General features: G+C 69.6%; 26 protein-coding genes. 3 read left to right on the forward strand and 23 right to left on the reverse strand.

Annotated elements, in window-relative coordinates; translation table 11 throughout:
- Positions 1 to 31 precede the first annotated feature (31 nt).
- From ftsA to ACTIFJ_RS04795, 17 genes are all read right to left on the reverse strand, one after another.
- Positions 32 to 1,300, reverse strand: coding sequence for a cell division protein FtsA (ftsA, locus tag ACTIFJ_RS04715; protein WP_439532938.1), 1,269 nt, complete (start codon positions 1,298 to 1,300; stop codon positions 32 to 34).
- A 13-nt stretch (positions 1,301 to 1,313) separates the two neighbouring features.
- Positions 1,314 to 2,213 (reverse strand): cell division protein FtsQ/DivIB, encoded by a 900-nt coding sequence (locus ACTIFJ_RS04720; RefSeq protein ID WP_439532939.1) that lies wholly within the window; start codon positions 2,211 to 2,213, stop codon positions 1,314 to 1,316.
- Positions 2,210 to 3,127 carry a D-alanine--D-alanine ligase gene (locus ACTIFJ_RS04725; RefSeq protein ID WP_439532940.1) on the reverse strand — a complete coding sequence of 306 codons (918 nt, stop codon included), beginning with the start codon at positions 3,125 to 3,127 and terminating at the stop codon, positions 2,210 to 2,212. The genes ACTIFJ_RS04720 and ACTIFJ_RS04725 overlap by 4 nt, the downstream gene beginning before the upstream one ends.
- The gene (gene murB, locus ACTIFJ_RS04730; protein ID WP_439532967.1) at positions 3,124 to 4,023 is read right to left on the reverse strand and encodes a UDP-N-acetylmuramate dehydrogenase; all 900 of its coding nucleotides are present in this window, start codon (positions 4,021 to 4,023) and stop codon (positions 3,124 to 3,126) included. The genes ACTIFJ_RS04725 and murB overlap by 4 nt, the downstream gene beginning before the upstream one ends.
- Positions 4,023 to 5,480 (reverse strand): UDP-N-acetylmuramate--L-alanine ligase, encoded by a 1,458-nt coding sequence (gene murC, locus ACTIFJ_RS04735; protein ID WP_439532941.1) that lies wholly within the window; start codon positions 5,478 to 5,480, stop codon positions 4,023 to 4,025. The genes murB and murC overlap by 1 nt, the downstream gene beginning before the upstream one ends.
- The gene (murG, locus tag ACTIFJ_RS04740) at positions 5,477 to 6,589 is read right to left on the reverse strand and encodes an undecaprenyldiphospho-muramoylpentapeptide beta-N-acetylglucosaminyltransferase (RefSeq protein WP_439532942.1); all 1,113 of its coding nucleotides are present in this window, start codon (positions 6,587 to 6,589) and stop codon (positions 5,477 to 5,479) included. The genes murC and murG overlap by 4 nt, the downstream gene beginning before the upstream one ends.
- A complete protein-coding gene (locus ACTIFJ_RS04745) occupies positions 6,589 to 7,785 on the reverse strand; it encodes a peptidoglycan glycosyltransferase FtsW (RefSeq protein WP_439532943.1) in 1,197 nt (398 codons plus the stop codon). Before ACTIFJ_RS04745 ends, murG begins: the two co-directional genes overlap by 1 nt.
- The gene (gene murD, locus ACTIFJ_RS04750) at positions 7,782 to 9,053 is read right to left on the reverse strand and encodes a UDP-N-acetylmuramoyl-L-alanine--D-glutamate ligase (RefSeq protein ID WP_439532944.1); all 1,272 of its coding nucleotides are present in this window, start codon (positions 9,051 to 9,053) and stop codon (positions 7,782 to 7,784) included. The genes ACTIFJ_RS04745 and murD overlap by 4 nt, the downstream gene beginning before the upstream one ends.
- On the reverse strand, positions 9,050 to 10,123 hold the full coding sequence (gene mraY, locus ACTIFJ_RS04755; RefSeq protein WP_439532945.1) for a phospho-N-acetylmuramoyl-pentapeptide-transferase: 1,074 nt from the start codon (positions 10,121 to 10,123) through the stop codon (positions 9,050 to 9,052). Before mraY ends, murD begins: the two co-directional genes overlap by 4 nt.
- A complete protein-coding gene (locus ACTIFJ_RS04760; RefSeq protein WP_439532946.1) occupies positions 10,120 to 11,499 on the reverse strand; it encodes a UDP-N-acetylmuramoyl-tripeptide--D-alanyl-D-alanine ligase in 1,380 nt (459 codons plus the stop codon). The genes mraY and ACTIFJ_RS04760 overlap by 4 nt, the downstream gene beginning before the upstream one ends.
- Positions 11,496 to 12,917, reverse strand: a complete 1,422-nt coding sequence (locus ACTIFJ_RS04765; protein WP_439532947.1) for a UDP-N-acetylmuramoyl-L-alanyl-D-glutamate--2,6-diaminopimelate ligase — start codon at positions 12,915 to 12,917, stop codon at positions 11,496 to 11,498. Before ACTIFJ_RS04765 ends, ACTIFJ_RS04760 begins: the two co-directional genes overlap by 4 nt.
- A gap of 4 nt (positions 12,918 to 12,921) precedes the next feature.
- Entirely contained in the window at positions 12,922 to 14,649 is a 1,728-nt protein-coding gene (locus ACTIFJ_RS04770) for a peptidoglycan D,D-transpeptidase FtsI family protein (protein WP_439532948.1), read from the reverse strand.
- Between the two features lie 12 nt (positions 14,650 to 14,661).
- The gene (locus tag ACTIFJ_RS04775) at positions 14,662 to 15,180 is read right to left on the reverse strand and encodes a hypothetical protein (protein ID WP_439532949.1); all 519 of its coding nucleotides are present in this window, start codon (positions 15,178 to 15,180) and stop codon (positions 14,662 to 14,664) included.
- Entirely contained in the window at positions 15,177 to 16,133 is a 957-nt protein-coding gene (gene rsmH / locus ACTIFJ_RS04780; RefSeq protein ID WP_439532950.1) for a 16S rRNA (cytosine(1402)-N(4))-methyltransferase RsmH, read from the reverse strand. Before rsmH ends, ACTIFJ_RS04775 begins: the two co-directional genes overlap by 4 nt.
- Positions 16,130 to 16,624 (reverse strand): division/cell wall cluster transcriptional repressor MraZ, encoded by a 495-nt coding sequence (locus ACTIFJ_RS04785; protein ID WP_439532951.1) that lies wholly within the window; start codon positions 16,622 to 16,624, stop codon positions 16,130 to 16,132. Before ACTIFJ_RS04785 ends, rsmH begins: the two co-directional genes overlap by 4 nt.
- A 234-nt stretch (positions 16,625 to 16,858) precedes the next feature.
- Positions 16,859 to 17,098 carry a hypothetical protein gene (locus ACTIFJ_RS04790; protein ID WP_439532952.1) on the reverse strand — a complete coding sequence of 80 codons (240 nt, stop codon included), beginning with the start codon at positions 17,096 to 17,098 and terminating at the stop codon, positions 16,859 to 16,861.
- Between the two features lie 129 nt (positions 17,099 to 17,227).
- Positions 17,228 to 18,223, reverse strand: a complete 996-nt coding sequence (locus ACTIFJ_RS04795; protein WP_439532953.1) for a cysteine synthase A — start codon at positions 18,221 to 18,223, stop codon at positions 17,228 to 17,230.
- Positions 18,224 to 18,464: 241 nt separating this feature from the next.
- Here ACTIFJ_RS04795 and ACTIFJ_RS04800 point away from each other — a divergent pair, with 241 nt between their 5' ends.
- Positions 18,465 to 20,099 carry an ABC transporter substrate-binding protein gene (locus tag ACTIFJ_RS04800; protein ID WP_439532968.1) on the forward strand — a complete coding sequence of 545 codons (1,635 nt, stop codon included), beginning with the start codon at positions 18,465 to 18,467 and terminating at the stop codon, positions 20,097 to 20,099.
- A 237-nt stretch (positions 20,100 to 20,336) separates the two neighbouring features.
- On the opposite strand, the gene ACTIFJ_RS04805 is transcribed toward ACTIFJ_RS04800, so the two are convergent.
- From ACTIFJ_RS04805 to ACTIFJ_RS04830, 6 genes are read right to left on the reverse strand one after another with little or no spacing between them, the layout of a single operon-like run.
- Positions 20,337 to 21,014, reverse strand: a complete 678-nt coding sequence (locus tag ACTIFJ_RS04805; protein ID WP_439532954.1) for a Fe2+-dependent dioxygenase — start codon at positions 21,012 to 21,014, stop codon at positions 20,337 to 20,339.
- A 3-nt stretch (positions 21,015 to 21,017) separates the two neighbouring features.
- Positions 21,018 to 21,233: a ribbon-helix-helix domain-containing protein gene (locus tag ACTIFJ_RS04810; protein ID WP_439532955.1), complete on the reverse strand. Its 216-nt coding sequence runs from the start codon at positions 21,231 to 21,233 to the stop codon at positions 21,018 to 21,020.
- A complete protein-coding gene (gene phbB / locus ACTIFJ_RS04815) occupies positions 21,233 to 21,955 on the reverse strand; it encodes an acetoacetyl-CoA reductase (protein ID WP_439532956.1) in 723 nt (240 codons plus the stop codon). Before phbB ends, ACTIFJ_RS04810 begins: the two co-directional genes overlap by 1 nt.
- A 41-nt stretch (positions 21,956 to 21,996) precedes the next feature.
- The gene (gene hemH / locus ACTIFJ_RS04820) at positions 21,997 to 23,085 is read right to left on the reverse strand and encodes a ferrochelatase (RefSeq protein ID WP_439532957.1); all 1,089 of its coding nucleotides are present in this window, start codon (positions 23,083 to 23,085) and stop codon (positions 21,997 to 21,999) included.
- The gene (locus ACTIFJ_RS04825; protein WP_439532958.1) at positions 23,082 to 25,337 is read right to left on the reverse strand and encodes a molybdopterin cofactor-binding domain-containing protein; all 2,256 of its coding nucleotides are present in this window, start codon (positions 25,335 to 25,337) and stop codon (positions 23,082 to 23,084) included. Before ACTIFJ_RS04825 ends, hemH begins: the two co-directional genes overlap by 4 nt.
- A 22-nt stretch (positions 25,338 to 25,359) precedes the next feature.
- On the reverse strand, positions 25,360 to 25,845 hold the full coding sequence (locus ACTIFJ_RS04830) for a peroxiredoxin (protein WP_439532959.1): 486 nt from the start codon (positions 25,843 to 25,845) through the stop codon (positions 25,360 to 25,362).
- Positions 25,846 to 26,048: 203 nt separating this feature from the next.
- On the opposite strand from ACTIFJ_RS04830, the gene ACTIFJ_RS04835 reads away from it, so the two are divergent.
- A complete protein-coding gene (locus ACTIFJ_RS04835) occupies positions 26,049 to 26,576 on the forward strand; it encodes a YqgE/AlgH family protein (RefSeq protein WP_439532960.1) in 528 nt (175 codons plus the stop codon).
- Between the two features lie 125 nt (positions 26,577 to 26,701).
- Positions 26,702 to 26,905 (forward strand): 50S ribosomal protein L35, encoded by a 204-nt coding sequence (gene rpmI, locus ACTIFJ_RS04840; protein ID WP_439532961.1) that lies wholly within the window; start codon positions 26,702 to 26,704, stop codon positions 26,903 to 26,905.
- The last annotated feature ends 7 nt before the right edge of the window (positions 26,906 to 26,912 follow it).

A 26,912-nucleotide genomic window follows, 5' to 3' on the forward strand; every position in this document is an offset into this window, starting at 1 on the left:
TATATCTATTGTTTGGTGCGTAAAGGGTGGATCAGAAGCTCTTTCGCAATCGCTCGAGCGCAGCGCGCATGCCCGTGCGTTCCGGACCCGCCCGCTGGCTGGGCGGATTGTGCCAGATATCAGGCTCTTCGGCGGCCGCGAACAGCACCAGACCGGCCAGCGTAGCGAAGGCCGGACCGGACTGGGCCGGCGGCAGCCCGGCCAGTCCGTGCGGCCGGCCGACGCGAACATTGCGGCCCAGCAGCCCCTGCGCATATTCGGCGATGGCGCGCAATTCGGCGCCGCCGCCGGTGAGCACCACCTGGCGGGCGCGCGGGCCGGTGAAGCCAAGGCCGGCCAGCTGTTCCTCGACGCCGGTAAAGATCATGTCCAGCCTCTGGCGGATGACGGCGATGATCTGGGCGCGCGGCACCCGCACCGGCTCGCTCATGCCTTCCTCGCTGATCGGCGGCAGCTCGATGATCTCGCTATTGTCCTTGCTTGTGGCGATCGCCGCGCCTTCCAGCGCCTTCAGCCGCTCTGCATCGGCGAGACGGGTGGCGAAGGTGGAGGCGATGTCGGCGGTGATGTCGTTGGCGCCCATCGGGATGGTGGCGACGCCGACCAGCATGCCGAACTTGTGGACCGCTACCGTCGTCACCCCGGCGCCGATCTCGATCAGCGCCACGCCAAGGTCGCGCTCCTCCTGCTCCAGTGTGCTCAGGCTGGCGGCGAGCGGCGAGGCGACGAGCGAGCGCAGGCCGAGATGGGCGTTCTTGATGGCGCGGTCGAGGTTCCTGAGCGGCGGCGTGTCGGCGGTGACGACATGGATGTCCATCCCCAGCCGGTCGGCATGGAAGCCGATCGGCGATTCGACGCCGGCTTGGCCATCGAGCGCATAGAGCGCCGGCTGGGCGTGGACGACGGTGCGGTTGCCGGGCCGGATCGCCTCGCGGCCGGCGATGCGCAGCGTGTCCATGTCGGCCGGGGTAATGCTGGCGCCGGCGATGTCGATCTCGGTGGTGGCGACGTTCGATTGCAGCCCGCCGGCCGAGATCGAGGCATGGACGAATTCGACCTGGACATTGGCGGCGCGCTCGGCCTGGTCCATGGCGCCGCGAATGGCGGCCTCGGTCTTCTCGAAGCTGGTGACGAGCCCGCGCTTGAGCCCGGCGCAGGGCTTCTGGCCGGTGCCGATCACCTGGGGCATGCCGTCGCTGCCAATGCGGGCGATCAGCGCCGCCACCTTGGAGGTGCCGATGTCGAGGACCGCGATCGTGCGGTCGCCGCCGCGCTGGGTGCCTAAGGGGAGTTTCGCCATCAGTATTGCCGTATCATATGCTGGCCCGCTTGGCTTCGCGCTCGGCCTTGGCAGCGGCGTCGATGGCGTCCTTCACGGCCGGGCCGCCGATGGTCATCTGGCCCGGCAGCCGCATGTCGAAACGCTCATAGCGGCCGCCGAGCAGCTTCTGGTCCTCCGCCAGCCCGGTTTCGAGCTTGGCGAAGCGCAGGATCGCGGCGCGGGCGCGCGCCGGAGTATCGGGCAGGGCCAGCGTCTCGCCGGACTTGAAGCGGATGTTCCAGCGCCGGCCGCCGATCAGCACGCCGGCCTCGATTTGCCCAGCGAGACCGTTGGCGGCGGCAGTCAGGTGCAGCATCTCGCGGACGCGGCGGTTGGCGCCGTCGCCGACGACCAGCGGCAGGCCGGCGAAGCGGGCGAGATCCTGGGTGGCGAGCACCCGGCCGGTGATGTCGATCAGGTGGAAGCGGCCCTGGCTCTGCCACAGCGCCACCGGCTTGCGCTCGTCGATCCGCACCACCAGCGTATCGGGCAGGCGGCGGCTGATGCTGGCATCCGCCACCCAGGGCAGCGCCATCAGCCGGCTGCGCATCGCCGGCAGGTCGGTGGTCAGCAGGGCATTTTCGGGACCCGAGAGCACGGCCTCGTAGATCGGCAGCCGCGCCATCTCCCTGGTGCCGTTGATCTCGACATGGCGGATCTGGAATCCGGCCTCGGCACTGGCCAGCCGCGCCGCCTCCAGCCCGCGCTGCGGCAGCCGCGCCAGCCCGGCGCCGATCAGAGACGCCACCAGCAGCAGCCCGCCGAGGCCGAGCAGCAGCCCGCGCCGCAACGCCGGCACCGGCACCGGCAGGGTGATCCGCGGCGGCGGCGGCGGCGCGGCCTTGCCGCGGGCGGGGGGCTTGGCCCCGCGCTTCTGGCTGGTCCGGCTCATGGCGTGGCCATCGCCGCGTCGAGCAGCGTCTGCACCAGCGCTTCATAGCTGATGCCGCAGTGGCGGGCTTGCTCGGGCACAAGGCTGAGCGGCGTCATGCCGGGCTGGGTGTTGACCTCGAGCAGGTAGAGCCCGTCCAGCCCCTGGGTGTCGTCCCAGCGGAAATCGGCGCGCGAGGTGCCGCGGCAGCCAAGCAGCTGGTGCGCCTTCAGCGCCATGTCGAGGCAGGCGGCTTCGATCTCGGGCGGCAGTTCCGCCGGGCAGACATGGACGGTCAGGCCGTCGGTGTATTTGGCGTCATAATCGTAGAAGCCCTTGGTCGGCTTCAGCTCGGTGACGGCCAGCGCCTTTTCGCCCAGCACCGCCACCGTCAGTTCCTTGCCGGGGATGAACGGCTCGGCGAGCAGCGCCGCGAATTCCTGCCAGGGGCCGGCGGCCTCGCGGGCGATCGGCTGGCCATAGTTGGAGGCATCGGTGACGATGGCAACGCCGACCGACGAGCCCTCGTTGACCGGCTTCAGCACATAAGGGCGGGGCAGCGGATCTTCGGCGTAAAGGCTCTCGGACATCACCATCCGCCCCTCCGGCATGCGGATGCCGTGCGGCACCAGGATGCGCTTGGTCAGTTCCTTGTCGATGGCGATGGCCGAGGTGGTGACGCCGCTATGGGTGTAGCGCAGCCCCATCAGGTCGAGCAGCCCTTGCACCGAGCCGTCTTCGCCGGGCGTGCCGTGCAGCGCGTTGAACACTACGTCCGGCACCGCGTCGGCCAGCTTGCGGGCGACGTCGCGGTCCATGTCGATCTCGACCGCCTCATGGCCGAGGCTGCGGCAGGCGGCGGCGACGCCGGCGCCCGAGGTCAGCGAGACCTGGCGTTCGGCCGACCAGCCGCCCATGAGGACTGCAACCTTCATGCCGGCACCCCCACGCGCTCGATCTCCCATTCGAGCAGCACGCCGGACTGGGCCAGGACGCGGGCGCGGACCTCTTCGCCCAGCGCCTCGATGTCGGCGGCGGTGGCGCTGCCGGTGTTGATCAGGAAATTGGTGTGCTTCTCGCTGACCTGGGCGCCGCCGAGATGCAGCCCCCGGCAGCCGGCGCGGTCGACGAGTTCCCAGGCCTTGTGGCCCGGCGGGTTCTTGAAGGTGGAGCCGCCGGTGCGCGAGCGCAGGGGCTGGCTGGCCTCGCGCTCGGCGGCGATGCGCTCCATCTCGGTGCTGATCGTCGCCCGGTCGCCGGGCGTGCCGCGCAGCACGGCCGAGACGACGACATCGCCGGCCGGCAGCGCGCTGTGCCGGTAGGAAAAGCCGAGCGCCGCCGCCGGCAGCGTCTCGACCGCGCCGGAGCGGCGAACGACGCGGGCCTCGACCAGCAGGTCGGCCATGTCGCGGCCATAGGCGCCGGCGTTCATCCGCACCGCGCCGCCGATGGTGCCGGGGATGCCGCGCAGGAATTCGAGGCCGGCGAGGCCCGCATCGCGCGCCGCGTTGGCGACGGTGATGCCCAGCGCCGCCGCGCCGGCACGGATGGTGTCGCCCTCGATCTCGATTGCCGCCATCGCCTTGGGCAGGCGGATGGTGACGCCAGACACGCCGCCATCGCGGACGATCAGGTTCGAGCCGACGCCGATCGGCAGCACCGGCATGCCGGCGGGAAGGGCGGCGAGGAAATCGGCGAGGTCGGCCTCGTCGCGCGGGCGCGCCAGCCACTCGGCGGCGCCGCCGGTGCGGAACCAGATGAAATCGGCCAGGCTGGCGCCGGCTTCCAGGGTGCCGGCCAGCGAAGGCAAAAGGTCGAGCGCTGCCGCCATCATGGGCGCGCCCGTTCGGCCGAGATGGCTGCTGCCAGCCCGGCGGCCCATTTGGTGATGTCACCTGCACCCAGGCAGACGATCATGTCGCCGGGCGCGGCCTCGGCCGCCAGCTTGTGCGCGAGATCGGCGGCATCGAGCACCGCTTCGGCACCGCGATGGCCGGCGCCGCGCAGGCCGGTGACCAGTGCGTCCGCATCGACGCCCTCGATCGGCGCTTCGCCGGCGGCATAGACCGGGGTGACATAGACGCGGTCGGCATCGTTGAAGGCGGCCTGGAACTCGCCCATCAGGTCCCGCAGCCGGGTGAAGCGGTGCGGCTGGACAACGGCGATGACGCGGGCACCGGCGCCTTCACGCGCGGCGGCCAGCACGGCACGGATCTCGACCGGATGATGGCCATAATCGTCGATGACGGTGATCGGCGCGCCGTCGGTGGCGACGGTGCCGACATTGGTGAAGCGCCGCTTGACACCGCCGAAGCGGGCAAAGCCGGCGCGGATGGCATCGTCTTCAATGCCCAGCTCGACGGCGACGGCGACCGCCGACAGCGCGTTGAGCACATTATGGCGGCCCGGCATCGGCAGCATCAGGTCGGCGATCCTGCGGTCGGTATCGCGCCCGCGCACGACGACGTCGAAGCGGTTGCCGCCCGGCACGGGCGTGACATTCTCGCCGCGCACATCGGCAGGGGCGGAGAAGCCATATGTGATGATCCGCCGGTCCGAGACCTTGGGCAGCAGCGCCTGCACCTCGGGGTGATCGATGCAGAGGATGCCGGCGCCGTAGAAGGGCACCTGATTGACGAACTGGCGGAAGCCCTCGCGGACCTGATCGAAATCGCCCCAATGGTCGAGGTGTTCGGGATCGATGTTGGTGACGATGCCGAAGGTGCCGCCGAGCCGGAGGAAGCTGCCGTCGCTCTCGTCTGCCTCCACCACCATCCATTCGCCCGCACCCAGCCGGGCGTTCGAGCCATAGGTGTTGATGATGCCGCCGTTGATCACCGTCGGGTCGAGCCCACCGGCATCGAGGAGCGCGGCGACCAGCGAGGTCGTCGTCGTCTTGCCATGGGTGCCGGCGACCGCGACGCAGCTTTTCAGCCGCATCAGCTCGGCAAGCATCTCGGCGCGCCGGACGATCGGCACCCGGCGGGCGGCGGCGGCGACCACCTCGGGATTGTCGCGCTTGATGGCGGTGGAGGTGACGACCACCGAGGCGGCGGCGACATTCTCGGCGCGCTGGCCGATGAACACCTCGATGCCTTTGTCGCGAAGCCCCTGGATGACATAGCCTTCGGCAACGTCCGAGCCCTGCACCCGGAAGCCGAGATTGGCCATCACCTCGGCGATGCCGGACATGCCGATGCCGCCGATGCCGACGAAATGGATGATGCCGATATCGGTGCGGAAGCCGGCGTGGGGGCGAACGGGGGCGGGCGTGGTAGCGGGGGTCATGCGGGGTCTCCGGTGGCCAGCACCAGATCGGCGAGGCGGGCGCCGGCATCGGGCCGGCCGAGGCTGCGCGCGGCGGCGGCGGCGGCAGCCAATGCCTGTGGGTCGCCGAGCCAGGCGGTCAGCGCCGAGGCCAGCCGGTCGGCGGTGAACTGCGGCTGGGGGATCAGGATGGCGCCGCCGGTGCCGGCCATGGCACGGGCATTGTCGGTCTGGTGGTCGTCGGCGGCGATCGGCAGCGGCACCAGCACGGCCGGGCGGCCGGCGACGGTCAGCTCGGCGACGGTGGAGGCACCGGCGCGGGCGACGACCATATGAGCGCGCGCCATCTCGGCCGGCAAATCCCCGAAATAGGCGCGGATGCTGGCCGACACGCCGGCGGCGGCATAGGCGGCCTGCATGGCGGCGGCGTCCTCGTCGCGGCCCTGGTGGACGACATCGAGCCGGGCGCGAATGACCGCCGGCAGTTGCGCCACGGCGGCGGGGACGATGCTGTTCAGCACGGTCGCGCCCTGGCTGCCGCCGGTGACCAGCAGCCGCAGCCGGGGGCTGTCGGCAACGAACGGCACGTCGCGGGTGGCGATGACGGCGGCGCGCACCGGGTTGCCGGTGAGCGTGGTCTTGCCGGCCCAGGCGGCTTCCATCCGGCGGACCTGCGGATAGCTGGTGGCGATGGCGCGGACGCGCGGCGCCAACAGCCGGTTGACCCGGCCCAGCGCGGCATTCTGTTCATGGATCAGGCTCGGCAGGCCCATCGATACCGCCGCCAGCAGGCCGGGCAGCGCCGGATAGCCGCCGAAGCCGATCACCGCGCGCGGCCGCAGCTGGCGGAACAGCGACCGCGCCGCCGACAGCCCGCGCAGCACCGACAGTGCCACCGCCGGCAGGCTCATCAGTCCGCTGCGGGCGACCGAGCCGCTGTCCACCACCGTGCGCTCGACGCCGTCGAACAGGCCGGGGAAGCGCAGGCCGCGCGTGTCGGTGACGAGATGGACACCGTGGCCGCGCGCCCGCAGTTCCTCGGCCAGCACATGCGCCGGCACCATATGACCGCCGGTGCCGCCGGCAGCGAGAACATAAGGCCTCCCCGCGCCGGAGGGCGCAAACGACATCATGCCGTCCTCCAGCGTTCGGCATAGGGGGAGGCGTTGCGATAGGGGTTGCGCCGGGTCAGCGCCAGCAACAGTCCCATGCCCAGGCACAGCGCCAGGAACGACGAGCCGCCATGGCTGATGAACGGCAGTGTCATGCCCTTGGACGGCAGCAGCTTGAGGTTGACCGCCATGTTGATCGTCGCCTGCAACCCGAACTGGGTGGCGAGGCCCGAGGCGGCGAGCATCACGAACGCATTGTCCTCGTCCAGCAGCGCCATGAACACGCGCACGACGATGATCACATAGAGGCAGGCGATGCACAGGCAGGCGATCAGCCCGAATTCCTCGCCGATCACCGAGAAGATATAGTCGGTGTGCGGCTCTGGCAGGCGGAACTTGGTGACGCCCTCGCCCGGCCCGACGCCGAACAGCCCGCCGGCGCGGAAGCAATCGAGCGCCTTGTCGATCTGGTAGGTGTCACCGCCGCCGGTGATGAACTTGTCGATACGGTCGGCGACGTGCGGCAGCGTCAGATAGGCAACGCCGACCATCACCAGCCCGCCCAGCGCAATCACCCCGAACAAGGCCAGCGGCATCCCGGCCAGCATCGCCTGCACCAGCCAGACGGTGCTGACCAGCACCGTCTGGCCGAGATCGGGCTGGGCCAGCAGCAGCACGCAAATGCCCAGCAGCAGCGCAAAGCTCAGCTCCATCGTCGGCAGGCTCTTGTCCTCGAAGCGCAGCGACAGCAGCCAGGCGGTGCTGATGACGAACATCGGTTTCAGGAATTCCGACGGCTGGAACTGGAAGCCGCCGATCGCCAGCCAGCGCATGGCGCCGTTGCTGGTGGTGCCCGAGCCGCCGAACAGCACCAGCACCAGCGCCAGGGTGAACACCCCGGTGCCGATCACCGACAGCCGCCGCGCCCAGTGCAGCGGCAGCATCGATACCGCCAGCATCAGCGGCAGCCCGGCCAGCACCCACAGCACCTGACGCTTCAGAAAATACAGATCGTCATAGCGGAAATTGGTGCCGGACAGCCGGTGCGCGGCGGCCGGCGAGGCGGCGGCGACGGCGATGACGCCGCAGCCGACCAGCGCGAACACCAAGGTCAGCAGGAACTTGTCGACGGTGAAGAACCAGCGGCCGAATGCCGAGCCGTCGCCGCGCGAAAAGGCACTGGCGCGCGACAGGAAAGCCGGTGCGTAGCTCATGTGAGCCCCTCCACAAGGGCACGGAAGGCATCGCCGCGCGCTTCGAAATCGCTGAACTGGTCGAAGCTGGCGCAGGCCGGGGACAGCAGCACCGTGTCGCCGGGCCGCGCCGCCGCCGCCGCCGCCGCCACGGCCGCCGCCAGCGTGCCGCACTGGTGGACGGGCAGGTGCGGCCCCAGCAGCCGGCCGAACAGCGGCGCCGCCTCGCCGATCAGATAGGCGGCGCGGACGCCTGCAATATAGGGCAGCACGGCGTCCAGATCCTCGCCCTTTGCCTTGCCGCCGGCGATCCAGTGCGTATCGGGAAAGGCGGCGAGGGCCGGCGCGGTGCTGTCCGGATTGGTGGCCTTGGAATCGTTGACCCAGAGCACGCCGGCCTTTTCGGCAATCCGCTCCATCCGGTGCGGCAGGCCGGGATAGGTGGCGAGGCCGTGCGCGATCTCGTCCCTGGTCATGCCGAGCGCCGTGCAGGCGGCGACGGCGGCGCGGGCGTTCTGGAGATTGTGCGGGCCTTGCAGCGCCGGCCACTTCGACTGGTCGCCGGCATCGACATCCTCGATGAAGACAATGTCGGGCTCTTCGGCGGCATCGAGCACATCATGATCGGCCTCGGCATCCCAGCCGATAATGGCGGTGCGGTGCGGAGACTGCATGGCGAACAGCCGCGCCTTGGCGGCGACATAGGCCTCCATCGTGCCATGGCGCTCGAGATGGTCGGGCGTGATGTTGAGCAGCACCGCCACCTCGCAATCGAGGCTCATGGTGATGTCGAGCTGATAGCTGCTCAATTCCAGCACATAGAGGCCGCCGGCCGGCAGCGGGGCCTGGCCGAGGATCGGCAGGCCGATGTTGCCGCCCATCAGCGTCGGCGCGCCGGCGGAGGCCAGCATGTGATGGATAAGCGCGGTGGTGGTCGACTTGCCGTTGGTGCCGGTGATGCCGATCACGCGGTGCGGCGGCAGCGCGTCGCGAGCTTGGGCGAACAGCTCGATGTCGCCGATGACCGGCACCCCGGCCGCCTCGGCGCGGGCGAAGATCGGTGCGCTGTGCGGCACGCCCGGCGACACGATAATGGCAGCCAGGCCGGCAAGATCGGCGCTGTTCAGGTCGGTCAGCGGCCCGGTAAAGCGGGCGCGCGCGGCCTCCGAATCGTCCCAGGCCAGCACCTCGGCGCCGCTGGCGGCCAGTGCCGCCACCGTGGCGAGGCCCGAGCGGGCGAGGCCGAAGACGCCGTAGCGCTGGCCGGAGAAGGCGGGGCTGGTGATCACCGCAGCTTCAGCGTGGCGAGGCCGGCCAGAGCCAGCACGATGGCGATGATCCAGAAGCGGATGACGACGGTCGATTCCGCCCAGCCCTTCTGCTCGAAATGATGGTGGAGCGGCGCCATCCGGAACACGCGCTTGCCGGTCATCTTGAAGCTCGCCACCTGGACGATGACGCTGACCGTCTCCAGCACGAACAGCCCGCCGACGATCAGCAGCACGATCTCGTGGTTGGTGATGACCGCCACCGTGCCGAGCGCGCCGCCCAGCGCCAAGCTACCGGTGTCGCCCATGAACACCGCCGCCGGCGGCGCATTGTACCAGAGAAAGCCCAGGCAGGCGCCGATCAGCGCCGTGCAGAACACCGCCAGTTCGCCCGCACCCGATACATGGTGGACGCCGAGATAGTCCGAAAAGCGGATATTGCCGATCAGATAGGCGATGATGGCGAAGGCGGCGGCCGCGATGATCATTGGCATCGTCGCCAGCCCGTCGAGGCCATCGGTCAGGTTCACGGCATTGCCGAAGCCGGTGATGATGAAGGCGCCGAAGGCGATGTAGAAGATGCCGAGCGGGATGGCGAAGTCCTTGAGGAACGGCACGTAAAGGCCCGTGCCGGTCCGGCTGGCGATGAACACGCAGGCCGCGCCGGCGATCAGGAATTCGAGCAGCAGCCGGGTGCGGCCGGACAGGCCGTTGTGACTGCGCTTGGTCACCTTGTCATAATCGTCGAGGAAGCCGATGGCGCCGAAGCCCAGCGTCACCGCCAGGCAGGCCCAGACGAAGCCGTTCGACGTGTCCATCCACAGCAGGGTCGAGATGGTCAGGGCGATCAGGATCATCAGCCCGCCCATGGTCGGCGTGCCCTTCTTGGTCAGCAGGTGGGAGGCCGGGCCGTCCTCGCGGATCGGCTGGCCTTTGCCCTGCTTCGACCGCAGGAAAACGATGAAACGCGGCCCGATCAGCAGCGCAATGACCAGCGCCGTCACCAGCGCCCCCACCGAGCGAAAGGTAATGTAGCGGAACAGGTTGAGGATGCCCTCGAAGCCTGCCCAATCGGCCAGCGCGTTGATCACCGGCCTGTCTCCTGGCGGTCCGTGAGTGCCGAAACGATGCCGCCAAGCTTGAGGCTGTTCGAACCCTTGATCAACAGCACGTCGTCGGCAGCAAGCAAGGCGTCGATTTCCTGAAGCGCCGCATCGGCATCGGCGACATGACGCACCTCTAGCCTGCGGCCGAGCGCGCTTGCCAGTGCTTTCATCTCGTTACCCACAAGAATGAGCGCCGAAAGGCCGGAATCCTGCACGATCGGCGCCAGATCGGTGTGAAATTGCGCCGAATGCGTGCCAAGTTCGCGCATGTCGCCGAGGATCGCCAGCCGCCGGCCCCGGCCCGCGGGCGTAGTGGCGCCGAGCACGGCGAGCGACGCGGCCATCGAGGCGGGGTTGGCATTATAGCTTTCGTCGATGACGATCGCCTGGCCGCCGCCGGCTGGCACCCGCCGCCGGGCGCCGCGCCCGGGCAGGTCCGACAATTCGGCCAGCGCCAGCCCGGCCAGCGCCAGGTCGCCGCCGGCGGCATGGACGGCGGCAAGCACCGCCAGCGAATTATGCACCCAGTGCCGCCCGGCCATGCCGATCTTGTAGGTCAGCCGCTCGTCGCCGATCCGCGCGGTGACGCACGAGCAGTCGGGGTGGAGCACGAACTGCTCGGCATGAACCTCGGCGGCCGGGTCGAAGCCGAACTCGATGATCCGCGCCTCGCCGACGCCGGCGCGCAGGATTTCCCGGTGCTCATTGTCGAAGGGCAGGATGGCGGTGCCGCCGGGGCGCAGGCCGGAGAAGATCTCGGCCTTGGCGCGGGCGATGTCGGCTTCTTCCTTGAAGAATTCGCGGTGCGCCGAGGTCACCCAGGTGACCATGGCGATATCGGGCCGGACCAGTGCTGACAGCGCGGTCAGCTCGCCGGCATGGTTCATCCCCATCTCGAAGACGCCGTAGCGGCTGTCGGCCGGCATGCGGGCGAGGCTGAGCGGGACGCCGGTATGGTTGTTGTAGCTCTTCACCGAGGCATGGACCCGGGCGCTGCGGGCCAGCGCCTTGGCCAGCGCCTCCTTGGTGCCGGTCTTGCCGACCGAGCCGGTGATACCGATGCGGGTGGCGGCCGAACGGTCCCGCGCCGCCTCGGCCAGCGCGGTCAGCGCCGCCATGGTGTCGGCCACGCGAACATGCGGGCCGTCTACGGGTTCGCTGACCAGCAGGCCGGCGGCGCCGCGGCTGCGGGCGCTGTCGAGGAAGCGGTGGCCGTCTGTAGTCTCGCCCTTCAGCGCCACGAACAGTGCGCCGTCGATGACCTCGCGGCTGTCGAAGGTGACGCTGTCGGCGATGAAGTCGCCGTGAGCGGTGCCGCCTGTGGCGGCGGCGATGTCGGCGGCGGTCCAGAGCGGGGTCATCGGCACAGCTCGCGGGCGATTTCGGCGTCGTCGAAGGGCAGCAATTTGTCGCCGACCAGTTGGCCCTGCTCATGGCCTTTGCCGGCGATCAGCACCACGTCATCGCCGCCGGCACGATCGATGCCAGCGGCGATGGCGGCCCGGCGATCCGCAATGTCCTGGGCGCCGGGTGCGGCTTCGAGGATGGCGTGGCGGATGGCAGCGGGATCTTCATGACGCGGGTTGTCGTCGGTGACGATGACCCGGTCGGCAACCTGGATGGCGACTTCGCCCATCAGCGGGCGCTTGCCCCTGTCCCGGTCGCCGCCGGCGCCGAAGACCAGGATCAGCCGGCCTTTGCTGTGGGGGCGCAGCGCGGCGGCGGCGGCGGCCAGCGCATCCGGGGTATGGGCATAATCGACATAGACCGGGGCGCCGGCGCGGGTGATAGCGGCGCGCTCCAGCCGGCCGCGAACCGGGGCGAGGCGGGCGAGATTGGCCAGCGTGCCGGCCGGATCGCCGCCGGTGGCGATCACCAGACCGGCCGCCAACAGGGCATTTGCGGCCTGATAGGCGCCGATAAGCGGCAGGTTGAGGTCATGAATCGTGCCGTTTTCGGCAATTCTGAGCTGCTGGCCGAGTGCGGTCGGGGTGCGCGCCTCCAGCCGGAGCGTCTCGCCGGCGGCGCCGACGGTGATCAGCTTCAGCCCGCGCGCCCGGGTGGCGTCGATGACGCGCGCCGACCAGGGGGCATCGTCGGCCCAGACCACGGCGGTGCCGCCGGGCGCCAACACCTCGGTGAACAGCCGCAGCTTGGCGGTGAAATAGGCCTCCATCGTGCCGTGATAGTCGAGATGGTCGCGGCTGAGGTTACTAAAGGCGGCGGCCATTACCGGCAGCCCTTCGCTGCGATGCTGGTCGAGGCCATGGCTGGAGGCTTCATAGGCGAGGTGGGTGATGCCCGCGTCCGCTACCTGCTGGACCGACTGGAGGAAGGTGATGATGTCCGGGCTGGTCAGGCCGCCGGTGGGCGCCGGGCCGTCCCCGGTGTTGAGGCCGAGCGTGCCGAGGCTGGCGGCGCGGTGGCCGGCGAGCGCCCAGAGCTGACGGGCGAGCTCGACGGTCGAGGTCTTGCCGTTGGTGCCGGTGACGGCGGCAACATGGGCCGGATAGGGGCCGAAAAAGCGCCCGGCGAGCGCGGCGAAGCGGGCGCGGGGGTTGGCGTCGGCGATGTGCAGCGCCCCGGAAACGACCGCCTGGGGGCGGGCGACGATGGCGATGGCGCCGGCCTCAACGGCGGCAGGGATGAACTGCTCGCCGTTGACGCGCGCGCCCACGAAGGCGCCGAATACAGTGCCGGGGGCGACCTTGCGGTGATCGATGGCGAAGCCCGAGACCGTGCGGGGGGCGCCGGCGGGATCGAGCTGGTCCAGCCGCACTGCCTCAGTCCTCGCTGACCGCTTGCGGGGCCAGCAAGGGGCTGACATCGAGGTCGCGCGCCGGATCGGGCTGGACGCCGAGCAGCGGGCCGATCCGCTGGACCAGCCGGCTGATGATCGGCGCCACCACCATTCCGGCGGTGCGGAAGCCGGCGCTTTCCTTGCTGCCGCGCGGATCGTCGATCATGGCAATGACGACATAGCGCGGCGCGTCCATGGGGAAGGCGGCGGCGAAGGTGCTGACATTGGCGCCGCGCACATAGCGGCCGCTCTCGATCTTCTCGGCGGTGCCGGTCTTGCCGCCGACGCGGTAGCCGGGCGCATTGGCGCGCCGCCCGGTGCCGTTGGTGACGACCAGGCGCAGCAGGGCGCGCATCTGCGCGGACGTATGCTCGCTGAACACGCGCCGGCCCTCGGGCGCCCGATCGCGCTTGAGCAGCGTCGGCGGCCGGTAGATGCCGCCATTGACGACGGTGGCATAGGACGAGGCGAGGTGCAGCGGGGTGACCGAGATGCCGTGGCCATAGGCGATGGTCATGGTGGAGAGTTCGCCCCAATTGGCCAGCGCCGGGAATTGCGGGCGGGCGCGCTCGGGCAGCTCGATCTCGACCGGCTTGAGGAAGCCCAGCGCGTCGAGCATGGCGCGCTGGCGGTCGCGGCCGGTCTCGACGGCGATGCGCGCCGTGCCGATGTTCGAGCTGTGAATGAAGATCTCGGGCGCGGTCAGCCAGCGGTTCTTGGCATGGTCGTCGCGGATGCGGAAGCGGCCCATCTGGATCGGCCGTGTCGCGTCCCAGGTTTTCTGCATGCTGGAGACGACGCCGGCCTCGAGGCCGTTGGCAATGGTCAGCGCCTTGAAGGTGCTGCCCAACTCATAGGTGGCGAAGCTGGCCTTGTTGTAGCGGCCGTCGTCTCCGGCCTGGCCCGGGGCATTGGGGTTGAAATCGGGCAGCGAGGTCAGCGCGACGATCTCGCCGCTGTCGACATCCATGACGATGCCGACGGCGCCCTGGGCGCGCTGATCGATATAGACCTGGCGCAGCTCATGCTCGAGCGCCTGCTGGACGCGGACATCGATGGCCAGCGCCAGCGGCTGGTCGCGGCCCTGTTCGGAGGACAGCCGCTCGTCGAAGGCGCGTTCGAGCCCGGTCATGCCGCGGCCGGCATCGTCGGTATAGCCGATGACATGGGCGGCAAGGTTGAAGTTGGGGTAAAGCCGCTCGGCCTCGCGGCCGAGGTTGATCGCCGGCTCGCCGAGATCGTTGATGCGCTTGGCCTCGCTCGGCAGCACGCGCCGGGCGATGTAGCGGAAAGTGGCGCGGTGGGTGAGGTCGGCGTAAATCTCGGCCTCGGTCTTGTCGGTGAGGATGCCGGCGATGCTGCGGGCCAGCTGGCGCGGGTCGGAGGCCAGCTTGCGCGGCTCCACCGACAGGCTGTAGGCCTCGAAGGTCCTGGCCAGCTCGACACCGTTGCGGTCGACGATGTCGGCACGCGGCGGGGCGGTGCTGATCGCTGCGCGGACGCTGCGCGGCTGGGCCTCCAGCACGCCGAGATCGAACAGCCGGCCGGCCATGACGAAGGGCACGGCGACGAACATCACCATGATCACCATCAGCCGCTGGCGTGCCTGGGCCTGCGCCTTCTGGCGCTGGCCGGGCAGCGGCAGCCCGGCAGCGACCGGCGATGCGATGGGGCCGGGAGCGGCGAAGCTGGGAAAGGCGCGACTGGCCATCGTGCCGGCGGCTCAGGGCTCGCCGGCAGGCGTGGCGTTCGCTGGCGCGCCGCCGAAGCCGGTCAGTACCAGCCGGGCCGGCGCGGCATCGCCGCGCGCGGGATTGGCCGGCCGCTGCGGGCCGTTGGCGGCGACATCGGCCCGGAACCGGGCCTGGACGACGCCGGCCGGCGCCGCCGGCGCCGCGGCCGGGGCAATGGCATATTGGATCGTCGGCCCGGGCTCGGCCGCCGGGACGGGAGCCGGGTTGACCAGGCTGGCCAGTTGAACCGGTGACCGCATGAACTGGGTGGCGGACGGGGCCGACATCTTCAGCACGTCCTGGTTCCAGCGCTCGAGCTGGGGCAGCCGGGCACGGGTCCGCAGCTCGGCCTCGAGGTCGCGGATGGCGCGGCCGTCCGACACCAGCTGGCGGCGCATCTTCTGGATGGCGTCGCGCTCGGCGGCGCCGTGGGCGGTGGTGGCATAGCAGCCGATGCCTACCAAGGTGGTGATCGCCATCAGCAGCGCCGAACCGGCATAGTCTCTCATGCGACACTCCCTGCAGCAGCGGCCCAGGCAGCGGCATTGGTACGCACCGCCGACCGCAGCGTGGCGGAGCGGGCGCGTGGATTGGTGGCCAGTTCGCGGGCGCCGGGGCGCACGGCGCGGGCCGGCCGGGCAAAGCTGGCGGCGCGCGGGCGCAGCGTTTCGGGCTGGTGACGCGAGCCGGCCGGCTGGTTGCCGGAGCGCTCACGCAGGAAATTCTTGACCCGGCGATCCTCCGCCGAATGGAAGCTGACCACCGCCAGCCGGCCGCCGGGACGCAGCAGCCGCTCGGCGGCGTCCAGACCAGCGTCGAGCTGGCCGAGCTCGTCATTGACGTGGATGCGCAGTGCCTGGAAGCTGCGAGTGGCGGGATCGCGCGGCGCGCCGGGCTTGTGGCCGAGCACCGAGCGGATGACGCGGGCCAGCTCCGAGGTGCGGGTGAACGGCCGGTCGGCGACCAGGGCACGCGCGATGCGCCGCGCGCCGGGCTCGTCACCGAGGTGGAACAATATGTCGGCCAGCTCGGCCTCCGTCGCGGTGTTGACCACATCGGCGGCGCTGGCGCCGGCATGCGGGCCTGACTGGCTCATCCGCATGTCCAGCGGGCCATCGGACTGGAAAGAGAAACCGCGCTCGGGCGTGTCGATCTGCATCGACGACACGCCAATATCGAAGGCGATGGCATCGACCTGGGTGACGCCATGCGCCGCCAGCCCCTGCTCCAGCTCGGAAAAGGGCCGGTGGACCAGGGTCACGTCCTCGCGATCGGCGAGGTCGGCGTTGCGGGCGATCGCCTCGGGATCGCGGTCGAAGCCATAGGCATGGGCGATGCCGAAGCCGAGCGCGGCGCGCAGATAGCCGCCGGCGCCGAGCGTCGCGTCGACGTAAAGGTCGCCCGGCACGAGGCCGAGCGCCGCCATCGTCTCGTCGAGGAGCACGGGAATGTGCGCGCTCATCGTGCCGGCTCGCTGGCGGGATCGAGGCCGCGCGATTCGAGTTCGCGCCGAAGAATACGGATCAGCCGGGGGTCAAGGCCGGGCCGCTCCAGATAGCGCCAGGGGTTCCACATCTCGAACCAGTCGCCGCCGGCGACGAACCAGACGTGGCTATTGATGTCGCCGAGGTCCTTCAGCGTGTTCGACAGCACGATGCGGCCGGCATCGTCGATCTTCACCGGGGCGGCGGCGCCGAACAGGAAGCTGGCCTCGTCATAGCGGCTGCGCTCGGTGCTGCTGCCATGGCGGGCGCGGTAGTCGGCGATCAGCTGGGCGTCATAGCTCTTGTCATAAGCCATCAGGCAATCGGCGCCGCCATGGCCGGGGCCGATGTACAGCGCCTTGTCGCCGGAACGGGCAGCGATGGCGTCACGATAGTCGGCGGGGATCGACAGCCGGTTCTTGGCGTCGACGGCATTCAATGCATAGCCGTGGAAAAACTCGTCCGACACGTGACCCGACCCCGCTTGCACTGGGCCGCAGCACAGTGTGGATAGGGTTTACCATGGGAATTCGTGGGCCTCAATGGATAATCATGGGAAACAGCAGCTGAAATGGAGGAAAACGATCGAATTTGGCATAGTGTTCCCAACAACCTAAGGGTTGTGGATAAGTCTGTGGTTTAAATGCTTGCAGGGGAATTGGCGGTGGATAAAAGCCGCAAATCTGGGGACTGACGTCCTGCCTCAGCGTCCGGAAGAACTTGTGTCCGACGAGGATACGGTATTGTCCCGGTGTGACGTCGGCGCGAGGCCGAGGACGGCCAGCGGTTCGGCATTGGCGGCCTGTGCCTGATGGCCGACAGCGCTGCGACCGGCTTCCGGGCGGACCAAAACGGCCGCCGCGAGTACCAGCAGGAACACTGCAGCCAACCCGGTGACGCCGAGCCGCGCACGCTGCAATGGTCGATTGCCTGACTTGGCCATGGACCCTCGTTTCTGTTCCGCGCCCGGTGCCTTGACGAAGCCTGTGGCACAAATGCGACTGTCAACTTTATAGTAGCAGACAGTGCTATTGTCGAGGCTTGGAATATCTGGCGGTATTCTGCCCGGTTTTCAGCCCAATCCGCGGGCGGCGAGCCACCCCGAATTCCAGATGGTGGACAGGTAGCGCAGCCCTGAGTCGCACAAAATGGTTACGATGGTATGACCGGGGCCGAGCGCGCGCGCCAGCCGGACGGCGCCGGCGACATTGATCCCCGAGGACAGGCCCAGGCACATCCCCTCTTCGGCGTTGAGCCGGCGCACCCAGACCATGCCTTCGGCATCGGGCACGCGGAACTGGCTGTCGACGGTCAGGCCTTCGAGATTGGCGGTGATCCGGCTCTGGCCGATGCCCTCCGAGACGCTGGAGCCTTCGGCGCGCAACTCGCCATGCGCGAAATGATTGTAGAGCGCCGCGCCCTCGGGGTCGGTCAGGGCGATGTGAATGGCGGGGTTCATCTCGCGGAGCCCCATGGCGACGCCGGCGAGCGTGCCGCCGGTGCCGACCGCGCAGGTAAAGCCATCGATTCGGCCGCCGGTCTGCGCCCAGATCTCAGGCGCTGTGGTCTGGACATGGGCGCGGCGGTTGGCGACATTGTCGAACTGGTTGGCCCAGATGGCGCCCGGCGTTTCCTCGGCGATCCGGCGCGAAGTGTGGACATAATGGCCGGGGTTGGCATAGGGCGCGGCCGCCACCAGGACCAGCTCGGCGCCGAGCGCCCGCAGGGTGTCCTGCTTCTCGCGCGACTGGGTCTCGGGCATGACGATGATCGTCTTGTAGCCGCGCGCCGCCGCCACCACGGTGAGGCCGATGCCGGTGTTGCCCGCGGTGCCCTCGACGATGATGCCGCCGGGCTGGAGCAGGCCCTGGGCCTCGGCATCGAGGATGATGCCGAGCGCCGCCCGGTCCTTGACGCTGCCGCCGGGATTGAGAAATTCGGCCTTGGCGAGGATGGTGCAGCCGGTGTCGGCGCTGGGTCCGCGCAGCTGGATCAGCGGCGTGTTGCCGATCAGCGCAAGAATGTCGGGCGCGACGCTGGCAGGCGCAGTTGGCGAAATGGGAGTCATGGCATCTGGCTTAGACCGGCGCTATGGCTGGACACAAGCAAGCTATAGTTTGCGAAAGGATAGCGTGCCAGTGAACTGCAGGATCAAGACGGGGCGACGGCCGGGGCTGGCGCCGATGCTTTGGTCGTTGCTGCTTCTGGCCGGCTGCGGCGAGGACCGGCCGGAAGGCGAGGTGCTGCGGGTGGCGGTCGTCGGCGAGGATGCCGGCGCCGGATCGCTGGCTAGCGCCATGGCCGACGAGATGACCCGGCCGACGCTGATCGAGCGCGATTCCGCGGGCCTGCTGGTCGGGTCGCTGGCGTCGAGCTGGCGCTTCCTCGATGACGGCGGTGCGCTGATCCTGCGTTTGCAGCCGATGCGATGGAGCGATGGCGCACCGCTGGTTGCCGCCGATGTGGTGGCGGCGTTCCGACGCGCGGCGCGGCCGCCGGCGCCGGCGGAGAGCTTCCGGCTGGCGGGAATCGCCGGGGCGGCGGCGGTGGCCGGTGGGCGGCCGGCGACCCGGCTCGGCGTGGGGGCGCCGACGGCGCGGGTCGTCGAGATCAAGCTGGAGTCGCCGTCGCCGCTGCTGCTCGACTGGCTGGCCGAGCCCGAGGCTGCCGTGATGCGGACCGGGCGCAACGCGGCGACGCTGGCGCGCTATGTCGAGGCGCCGCAGGCCGACGACAGCACTGCCACCAAAGGCAATACAAAAGGGGCTTCCATTGCCCGCGTGCTGCGCCGCCGGTCGATGGAAGCGAGCCCGGAGGCACTACCGGCCGAAGTGCGGATCGAGGCGATGACCTCGGCCGAGCAGGCGGTTGCGGCGTTCCAGCGCGGGACCGTCGATATTGTCATCGGCGAAGGCATGGCCGGGCTCGGCGAGGCGCGGCTCTCACGCCGGCGCGAGGTGCTGCGGCTGGATCCGCTGGCAGCCGTCTATGGCTGGCGCACCAACAGCCTGCGCGGGCCGCTGGCTGATCCGGGGCTGCGCCGGGCGCTGGCCGATGTGGTGGACCGCCAGGCGCTGACCAGGCGCTTCGGCCTGACCGCGATCCAGCCCGAGGCCGGGCTGCTCCCCGAGCGGCTACGGCCAGCGCTCGGGGCCGGTCCGGTGGAGCCTGACCTTGCCGAAGACGAGGCGGTTCGTCGAGCCGGGGTGGCGGCGGCACTGGGGCGTGCGGCCGGCGCGGTGAGCGGCGTCGTCGGCGGCGCGGTGGGCGGCGCGGTCGGCGTGGTCGGCGGCGCCGTCGATGTCGTCGGCAATGTCGTCGGCTCGGCGGCGAATGTGCTGACCGGCGGCGGCTCGATGGATGCGGACGCATTGGCGGCGCGGCGGGCGGAGGCGCAGGCGCTGGTGCTGGTGACACGCCTGTCCCTGGCCGGGCGCACGGCGGAGGCCGGCGGCGACGCCGTCCAGGCCCGCGAGGGCGAGGCGCTGCCGCTGCTGCGGCTCGTGCTGCTGATGCCGCCAGGGCGCGAGCATCGGATCATCGCCGAACGGGTGGCGGCGGACTGGAGCCCGCTCGGCGTCGAAGTGGTGGTGCGGGTGGCAGACCGGGCGCAGCGCGCCAAGCTCATCGCCGCCGGGGATTTCGACCTTGCCGTCGACGAGACCAATTTGCGCGTCCAGGACCCGGCCGCGCTGCTCGATCGCTTCCGCTGCGGCGCCGGGCCGCACTGCAATGCCACCGCCGACAGCCTGCTCGACGCCGCAGCGCTCGCACCGCCAGCGGCACGCGGGCGGCTGCTCGCCAGCGCCGAACTGGCGATGCTGACCGGCCCGCCGATGATCGGGCTGTTTACGCCGGTACGCTGGGCGCTGGTCTCGCCGCAAGTGCGCGGCTGGGTGCCGAACGGGCGCGGCGTTCATCCGCTCGGGCGGGTGACGCGCTAGGCGGGATCGGCATTCATAATCACGGGCCTCCGGCGGGAAGTGAAGGTGCCTCCGGCGGCTGGGGCCGCAGGCCCCAGACCCCGAATAATTCAGTCTTCGCTAGGCGACGGCAGAAAGTCCTGCAGGACCAACCAAAATGATTTGGGGTCTGGGGCCTGCGGCCCCAGCCGCCGGAGGCACTTTTATTGCCGCCGCGTGCCCACGGCTGAATGTCGATCCCCCAGACCCGAACCCGCTCTAGGTGTCCAGCCAGCGGCGCAGCAGATTGTGATAGGTGCCGGTCAGGCTGACGATGTTCGGATCGTTGGCGCCGACGGTGTGGCCCAGCGCCTGGGTGGCGCGGTCGAGATCGAGCAGCAGCGCGCGTTGGCCGTCGTCCCGGACCATGGACTGGACCCAGAACACCGCCGCCAGCCGGTGGCCGCGGGTGACGGGCGCGACGCGGTGGCGGGTGGTGGCCGGATAAAGCACCATCTGCCCGGCCGGCAGCTTGATCGCCGGGGTGCCGAGCCCGGTCTCGATGATCAGTTCGCCGCCGCTGTAGCTTTGCGGATCGCCGAGGAACAGCGTGGCGGCTAGATCGGTCCGCAGCCGCTCCTGGCCGTTGAGCCGCAGCGCGTTATCGATGTGCAGGCCATAGGAATCGCCGGGGCCGTAGCGGCTGAACATCGGCACCGTGTGGCGGCGGGGCAGGGCGGCGGCCATGAAGCCGCTGTGCCGGGCCAGCGCCGCGCCGATGGTGGCGGCGGCCGATTTGGCCACCGTGTCGGCGAGATCGAGCTGCTGATTGGCCTTGACGCCGCGCGCCTGCGGTCCGGCGGTGGCGCTGCCATCCTGCCAGGCCGCGCCGGCCAGATCGGCCTGGAGCTGGGCCAGCACTTCGGGCGCCAGGATCTGGGACAGGATCACCGCCATCGCTCAGCCCTGCCGCGCGCGGGCGAACAACCAGACGCGGATCGCCGAGCTGAGGTTGTCGCCGCTGCGGCTGGCGGTGCGTTTTGCGTCGATCTCGGCGACCAGCGCTGCCAGCGGCCTGCCCATTTCGTCGGCGGCCTCGTGCAGCGCCTGCCAGAAGATCGGTTCGAGGCTGAGCGAGGTGGCATGGCCGGCGATGGTGAGCGAGTGCTTCTCCATCAATACATGTGCTGGCCGCCGTTGATGCTGAGCGTGCTGCCCGTGACGAAGCCGGCATCGTCGGCACAGAGGAAGGCGACGCCGCGGGCGATTTCCTGCGCCTGGCCGAGGCGACCGGTGGGGATCTTGGCGACGATCTTCTCGAGCACATCGGCCGGCACCGCGGCGACCATGTCGGTATCGATATAGCCCGGCGCGATGGCGTTGACGGTGATGCCGAAGCGCGCGCCTTCCTGCGCCAGTGCCTTGGTGAAGCCATGGATGCCCGATTTCGCCGCGGCATAATTGACCTGGCCATATTGGCCGGCCTGGCCGTTGATCGAGCCGATGTTGACGATGCGGCCGAACTTTCGGTCCTTCATGCCGGTGAAGGTGGCCTTGGCCATGTTGAAGCAGCCGCCGAGATTGACGCGGATGACCTCGTCCCATTGGGCATAGCTCATCTTCATCAGCGTCCCGTCCCGGGTGATGCCGGCATTGTTGACGACGATATCGACCGGCCCGAGATCGGCCTCAACCTTCGCCACGCCGTCGAGACAGGCCTGGTGATCGCCGACATCCCATTTATACGCCGGAATCCCGGTGCGTGCGGTAAAGGCCTCGGCCTTGCTGTCATCGCCGCCATAATTGGCCGCGACCTTGACCCCCTGCTGATGCAGCGCGAGGCTGATCGCCTCGCCGATCCCACGTGTTCCCCCGGTAACGATTGCAACGCGCGTCATATTTATCTTCCCTCCACCAATAAGGAAGGTTGTAGACGTGCTTACACCCAGCCGGCAAGCTCCCGGGAGATAAGGCGTTCAAGCATTTCGACGCCGGGCGGGCTGGTGTTGAGGCAGGGCAGATAGGCGAAATCGCTGCCGCCATGGGCGAGGAAGGTTTCGCGGCCTTCCATCGCCACTTCCTCCAGCGTTTCCAGGCAGTCGGCGGCAAAACCCGGACAGACGACGGCGATCTTGCGGACGCCTTCCTCCGGCAGTGCCTCGAGCGTGGCGTCGGTATAGGGCTTCAGCCATTCGGCGCGGCCGAAGCGCGACTGGAAGGTGACGCGCACCGGCATGTCCAGCGCATCGGCCAGCAGCCGCCCGGTCTTGCGGCACTGGCAATGATAGGGGTCGCCCTCGTCCAGCGTCCGCTGCGGCATGCCGTGGAAGCTGGTGAGAATCAGGTCCGGCGTGAAGTCGAGCCCGGCCAGCCCCTCGCGGATGCTTGTCGCCAGCGCCTCGATATGATCGGCATTGTCATAATAGGGCGGCAGCGTCCGCAGCGCCGGCTGCCAGCGCCAGCTCGCCAGCGCGGCATTGGCGGCATCGACGACGCTGGCATTGGTGGCGGCCGAATATTGCGGATAGAGCGGCGCGACGAGGATACGGTCGCAGCCGGCGTCCATCAGCACCTTCAGCCGCTCCGGGATGTTGCGGCTGCCATAGCGCATCGCCCAGTCGACGGTGACGCGCGGCCCGAACCGGCCCTGCAGCGCCTCCGACTGGCGCCGGGTGATGGCGGTGATCGGCGAGCCTTCGGGCGTCCACACCTTGGCATAATTCTGCGCGGTAGTGCGCGGCCGGATGTTGAGGATCAGCAGGTTGAGGATCGGCTTCCAGAGGAACTGCGGAATCTCGATGACGCGCGGATCGGAGAGGAACTCGCCAAGAAAGCGCCGGACATCGGCGACATCGGTCGAATCGGGCGAACCGAGATTGACCAGCAGCACGCCGACGCGGCCGGCGCGGACCGGCGGATGGGCGGCGGGCAGCGCGGGCGCCGACAGTGCTGGCGCGGGCAGCGCCTTGGCGGTGTCCACGGCCGTGGCCGCCGGCGCGGTGACCAGCGGGGGTGGGGCGGTGTTCATGCCGCCTTCCTTGTGATGACATCGCCGAGCGGCAGCGTGCGGCGGCGCGGCACGCGGGCCGAGGCCAGCGCATTGGCGATCGCCGGGGCGACGGGGGGCGTGGCGACTTCGCCGGCCCCGCCGGGTGCCTCGTCGGACTCGATCAGCGTGATCTCGATCGTCGGCGAACTCGCCAGATCGAGGATCGGCGCCGAATCGAAATTGCGCTGCTCCGCCTCGCCCTCGGCAAAGCTGATGCGGCCGCTGAGCGCCGCCGACAGCCCATAGAGCGCCCCGCCCTCGATCTGGGCGCGCACCGAATCCGGGTTGATCAGCCGGCCGCAATCGGCGGCGATGTTCAGCCGGATGACGCGCGGCACCTCGCCGGTGCGGACCAGTACCTCGGCGATGACCGCAACGATGCTGCCGAAGCTCTCCCACAGCGCCAGCCCGGTTCCGGTGATGCTGCCATCGCCGTTGCCGATGGGACCCAGCCCGCCGCTCATCGTGCTGACGGCGCGGAGCACGGCGCTGTGGCGCGGCTGCTCGGCCAGATGCAGCAGGCGGAAAGCCAGCGGGTCGACGTCCGCCGACAGGGCCAGCTCGTCGATGAAGCTCTCCATCATGAACGCCGTGTAGCTGTTGCCGACCGAGCGCCAGAAGCCGATCGGCACCGGCGTCTCGACCAGCACATGCTCGAGCGCCAGCGACGGCAGCGCATAGGGCAGGCGCACCATACCCTCGAACGCCCCGGCGCCGGCCTTGGGCTTGCTGGCGATGGCCGGCAGGTTGCGGCCGGTCACCGACGCGCCGAGGTCCGGCGCGGCGATGCGCACGGCCAGCGCGGCGATGCGGGTGTTGGTGCCGGTGCCCTCCAGCCGCGCCGCCAGCCGGCCATGGGCGGCCGGGCGGAACTTGTCATGGGCGAAATCTTCCTCGCGGCTCCAGATCAGCTGGACCGGCCGGCCGGCGGCGCGGGCGATGCGGGCCACCTGGCTGATCGCGTCATTCTCGATCTTGCGGCCGAAGCCGCCGCCGAGCAGCGTCGGATAGACGGTCACATCCTCGTCCGGCAGGTCGAGCGCCCGCGCCGCCGCCCAGTTGGCCAGCGTGATCGACTGGGTTGGCGCCCAGATCTCGCAACGGCCGTCCTCGATCCGCGCCGTCGCGGTCATCGTCTCCATGCAGGCATGGGCAAGAAAGGGCAGGGCATAATCGGCGCTGATCGTGCCGGCAGGCGGCGCCTCGATCAGCCCGGCCGCATCGTCGTCGCTGCGGACCTGCTTGCGTTCCAGCGCGCCGGGCCGGTCGATGGCATTGGCCAGCGCGGTGTCGATCCACGGCCCCGCCGGCGTGGCGGCGGCCTGATAGTTGATCTCCAGTGCCTCCAGCCCGGTCTTGGCCTGCCACCAGCCATCGGCGACGACGGCGACGAAATCCGGTTGCTCGACCAGCGTGCAGCCGGCGGGCAGCCGGCTCTTGTCCAGCCCGGTGCGGCGTGCGCCGAGCGGCCCCTGGGCGATGGCGGCATAGGCCATGCCCGGCAGCCGCACATCGGCGCCGAAGCGGGCCGTGCCATTGACCTTCGACGGCACGTCGAGGCGCAGCACCGGCTGGCCGCTGAGCCGATTGGCGGTGGCCGGCGTCGGCCGCAGCGTCGCCTCGGACGGCGGATCGATGCGGGCGGCCTCGGCGGCGAGATCGGCGAAGGACAGCCGGTTGGCCTTGTGGATGACGAAACCGTTGGCGGTATCGCAATCCTGCCAGTCGACGCTCAGCCGCGCTGCGGCGGCCTTGCACAGCATTTCGCGGGCGGTGGCACCGGCGGCGCGCAGCGGCGCCTCGAAGCCGCGCACCGAGCTGCTGCCGCCGGTCAGCTGGACCTCGAAATATTCGACCACGCGGCGCGTCGTCCAGCCGGCGACGCCGCGCACCATCTCGGGCAGGCTGCCGAGCGGCTCGGAGGCGAGGAAGGCATTGACATAGGCCGCCCCCAGCGGCGCCGGCTCGACCGAAACCGTCCGCCAGTCGGCGCCCAGTTCATCGGCCAGGATCTGGGCGAGGCCGGACCAGACGCCCTGGCCCATCTCGGCCTGGGGCACGGCCACCACCACCCGGCCATCGAGGCCGAGCTTGACCCAGGCGTTGATCAGCTGCTCGTCCGGCCCGGCCGCCCAGGTGATCGGGTGCCGCCGCGGCCATGCCGCCCAGCCGAGCAGAAGCCCGGCGCCGACGCCGGAGGCGACGAGCAGACTTCTGCGGTTGAGGGCCATGGTGCGGGGGGGACTTTTCGGCTCAGCCGAGCTGGCCGAGCATATGCTCGGCGCTCGACACGGCAAAGGCGCCCGGCTCTTCGACGAAGAGATGGGTGACAACGCCGTCCTTGGCGATGAAGCTGAAGCGCTGGCCGCGGATGCCCATGCCGAACTTGGTGGCGTCCATTTCAAGGCCGAGCGCCTTGGTGAAATCGGCGTTGCCGTCGGCGACCATGGTGATCTTGCCGTCGGCGCTGGCCGACTTCGCCCAGGCCGCCATCACGAACGCATCATTGACCGACATGCAGACGATCTCGTCGACACCGGCGGCCTTCAGCTTGTCGGCATGGGTGACGAAGCCGGGCAGATGCTTGGCCGAGCAGGTCGGGGTGAAGGCGCCGGGCACCGAGAACAGCGCCACCGTGCGGCCGCCGAACAGCTCGGCAGTTGTCTTCTGCTCGCGGCCATCGGCAGTGGCGATGGTCAGCGTGGCATCGGGAAGCTTGTCGCCGGTCTTGATGGTCATGGCAGGTCCTTCATGGCTTGGAAGAGGAGTCAGCATTGCGCCGCTTTTCGATAGCCGCCCGGGCCGCAACCGTCCAGCGACACGCGGTTACGCAATGCCGCAGGGGGGCTTTACGGATGGCATGGGGTTTATCGGGTCACAGTTGCTGTTATGCTGGGCCGGTGTTGCAAACTCCCTTTTTGTCCGGCCAGTTGCTGCTGTCGATGCCCGGGATCGGCGATCCCCGTTTCGAGCGCGCGGTGATCGCCATCTGCCTGCATGACGAGGACGGCGCGCTCGGGCTGGTCTGCAACAAGGTGATGGACGGCATGACCGTGCCTGAGCTGATGCGCCAGCTGGATATCGATCCCGGCGTCACCCCCGAGCGTCCGGTGATGGAGGGCGGGCCGGTCGACCCGCAGCGCGGCTTCGTGCTGCACAGCGGCGAATATCAGGGGCAGGGGACGATTGCCGTCAGCAATGGCCAGCAAGGCTGGGGCCTGACCTCGACGCTCGACGTGCTGAAGGACATTGCCATCGGCAAGGGGCCGCGCCACTGGCTGGCGGCGCTCGGCTATACCGGCTGGGGAGCAGGCCAGCTCGATGACGAGATGACCCGCCATGGCTGGCAGGCCGCGCCGGGCGAGGACCGCATCCTGTTCGAGACCGCGCTCGACGAGCGCTGGCCGGCAGGTTTTGCCGGGCTGGGAATCAGCATCGGCCGGCTGTCCGCCGAGGCCGGGCGCGCCTAGGCCCTTAAGCCGGCAACAGTTGCGTATCGGCAAGGCCTCGTATAAGAGCGCGCCTTCGCATGACCGAACGGGCCGGCTGAATGGGCTGCCGTGTGCGTTCAATGATGCGGTTTCAGGAGACCGAAATGCCCAAGCTCAAGACCAAGAGCGGTGTGAAGAAGCGCTTCAAGTTCACCGCCACCGGCAAGGTGAAGCATGGCGTCGCTGGCAAGCGCCACCGGCTGATCAGCCACAATGCCAAGTACATCCGCCAGAACCGTGGCACATCCGTGCTGTCCGAAGCCGATACGCCGCGTATCGTGCTCTGGGCCCCCTACGGCCTTAAGTAAGGAGGCC

Origin of the sequence: Polymorphobacter sp. (assembly GCF_051860865.1) — a bacterium.
Lineage (GTDB): Bacteria > Pseudomonadota > Alphaproteobacteria > Sphingomonadales > Sphingomonadaceae > Sandarakinorhabdus.

Coding starts and splice junctions, on each gene's coding strand:
- ACTIFJ_RS04775 (WP_439532949.1), bottom strand. CDS start 15,180: ATGAGAGACTATGCCGGTTCGGCGCTGCTGATGGCGATCACCACCTTG.
- ACTIFJ_RS04760 (WP_439532946.1), bottom strand. CDS start 11,499: ATGACCCCGCTCTGGACCGCCGCCGACATCGCCGCCGCCACAGGCGGC.
- ACTIFJ_RS04725 (WP_439532940.1), bottom strand. CDS start 3,127: ATGAAGGTTGCAGTCCTCATGGGCGGCTGGTCGGCCGAACGCCAGGTC.
- ACTIFJ_RS04790 (WP_439532952.1), bottom strand. CDS start 17,098: ATGGCCAAGTCAGGCAATCGACCATTGCAGCGTGCGCGGCTCGGCGTC.
- ACTIFJ_RS04745 (WP_439532943.1), bottom strand. CDS start 7,785: ATGAGCTACGCACCGGCTTTCCTGTCGCGCGCCAGTGCCTTTTCGCGC.
- ACTIFJ_RS04810 (WP_439532955.1), bottom strand. CDS start 21,233: ATGGAGAAGCACTCGCTCACCATCGCCGGCCATGCCACCTCGCTCAGC.
- ACTIFJ_RS04800 (WP_439532968.1), top strand. CDS start 18,465: ATGACCCGGCCGACGCTGATCGAGCGCGATTCCGCGGGCCTGCTGGTC.
- ACTIFJ_RS04770 (WP_439532948.1), bottom strand. CDS start 14,649: ATGGCCAGTCGCGCCTTTCCCAGCTTCGCCGCTCCCGGCCCCATCGCA.
- rsmH (WP_439532950.1), bottom strand. CDS start 16,133: ATGAGCGCGCACATTCCCGTGCTCCTCGACGAGACGATGGCGGCGCTC.
- rpmI (WP_439532961.1), top strand. CDS start 26,702: ATGCCCAAGCTCAAGACCAAGAGCGGTGTGAAGAAGCGCTTCAAGTTC.
- phbB (WP_439532956.1), bottom strand. CDS start 21,955: ATGACGCGCGTTGCAATCGTTACCGGGGGAACACGTGGGATCGGCGAG.
- murB (WP_439532967.1), bottom strand. CDS start 4,023: ATGGCGGCAGCGCTCGACCTTTTGCCTTCGCTGGCCGGCACCCTGGAA.
- murC (WP_439532941.1), bottom strand. CDS start 5,480: ATGACCCCCGCTACCACGCCCGCCCCCGTTCGCCCCCACGCCGGCTTC.
- ACTIFJ_RS04805 (WP_439532954.1), bottom strand. CDS start 21,014: ATGGCGGTGATCCTGTCCCAGATCCTGGCGCCCGAAGTGCTGGCCCAG.
- ftsA (WP_439532938.1), bottom strand. CDS start 1,300: ATGGCGAAACTCCCCTTAGGCACCCAGCGCGGCGGCGACCGCACGATC.
- ACTIFJ_RS04720 (WP_439532939.1), bottom strand. CDS start 2,213: ATGAGCCGGACCAGCCAGAAGCGCGGGGCCAAGCCCCCCGCCCGCGGC.
- ACTIFJ_RS04830 (WP_439532959.1), bottom strand. CDS start 25,845: ATGACCATCAAGACCGGCGACAAGCTTCCCGATGCCACGCTGACCATC.
- ACTIFJ_RS04795 (WP_439532953.1), bottom strand. CDS start 18,223: ATGACTCCCATTTCGCCAACTGCGCCTGCCAGCGTCGCGCCCGACATT.
- ACTIFJ_RS04835 (WP_439532960.1), top strand. CDS start 26,049: ATGCCCGGGATCGGCGATCCCCGTTTCGAGCGCGCGGTGATCGCCATC.
- murG (WP_439532942.1), bottom strand. CDS start 6,589: ATGTCGTTTGCGCCCTCCGGCGCGGGGAGGCCTTATGTTCTCGCTGCC.
- hemH (WP_439532957.1), bottom strand. CDS start 23,085: ATGAACACCGCCCCACCCCCGCTGGTCACCGCGCCGGCGGCCACGGCC.
- ACTIFJ_RS04825 (WP_439532958.1), bottom strand. CDS start 25,337: ATGGCCCTCAACCGCAGAAGTCTGCTCGTCGCCTCCGGCGTCGGCGCC.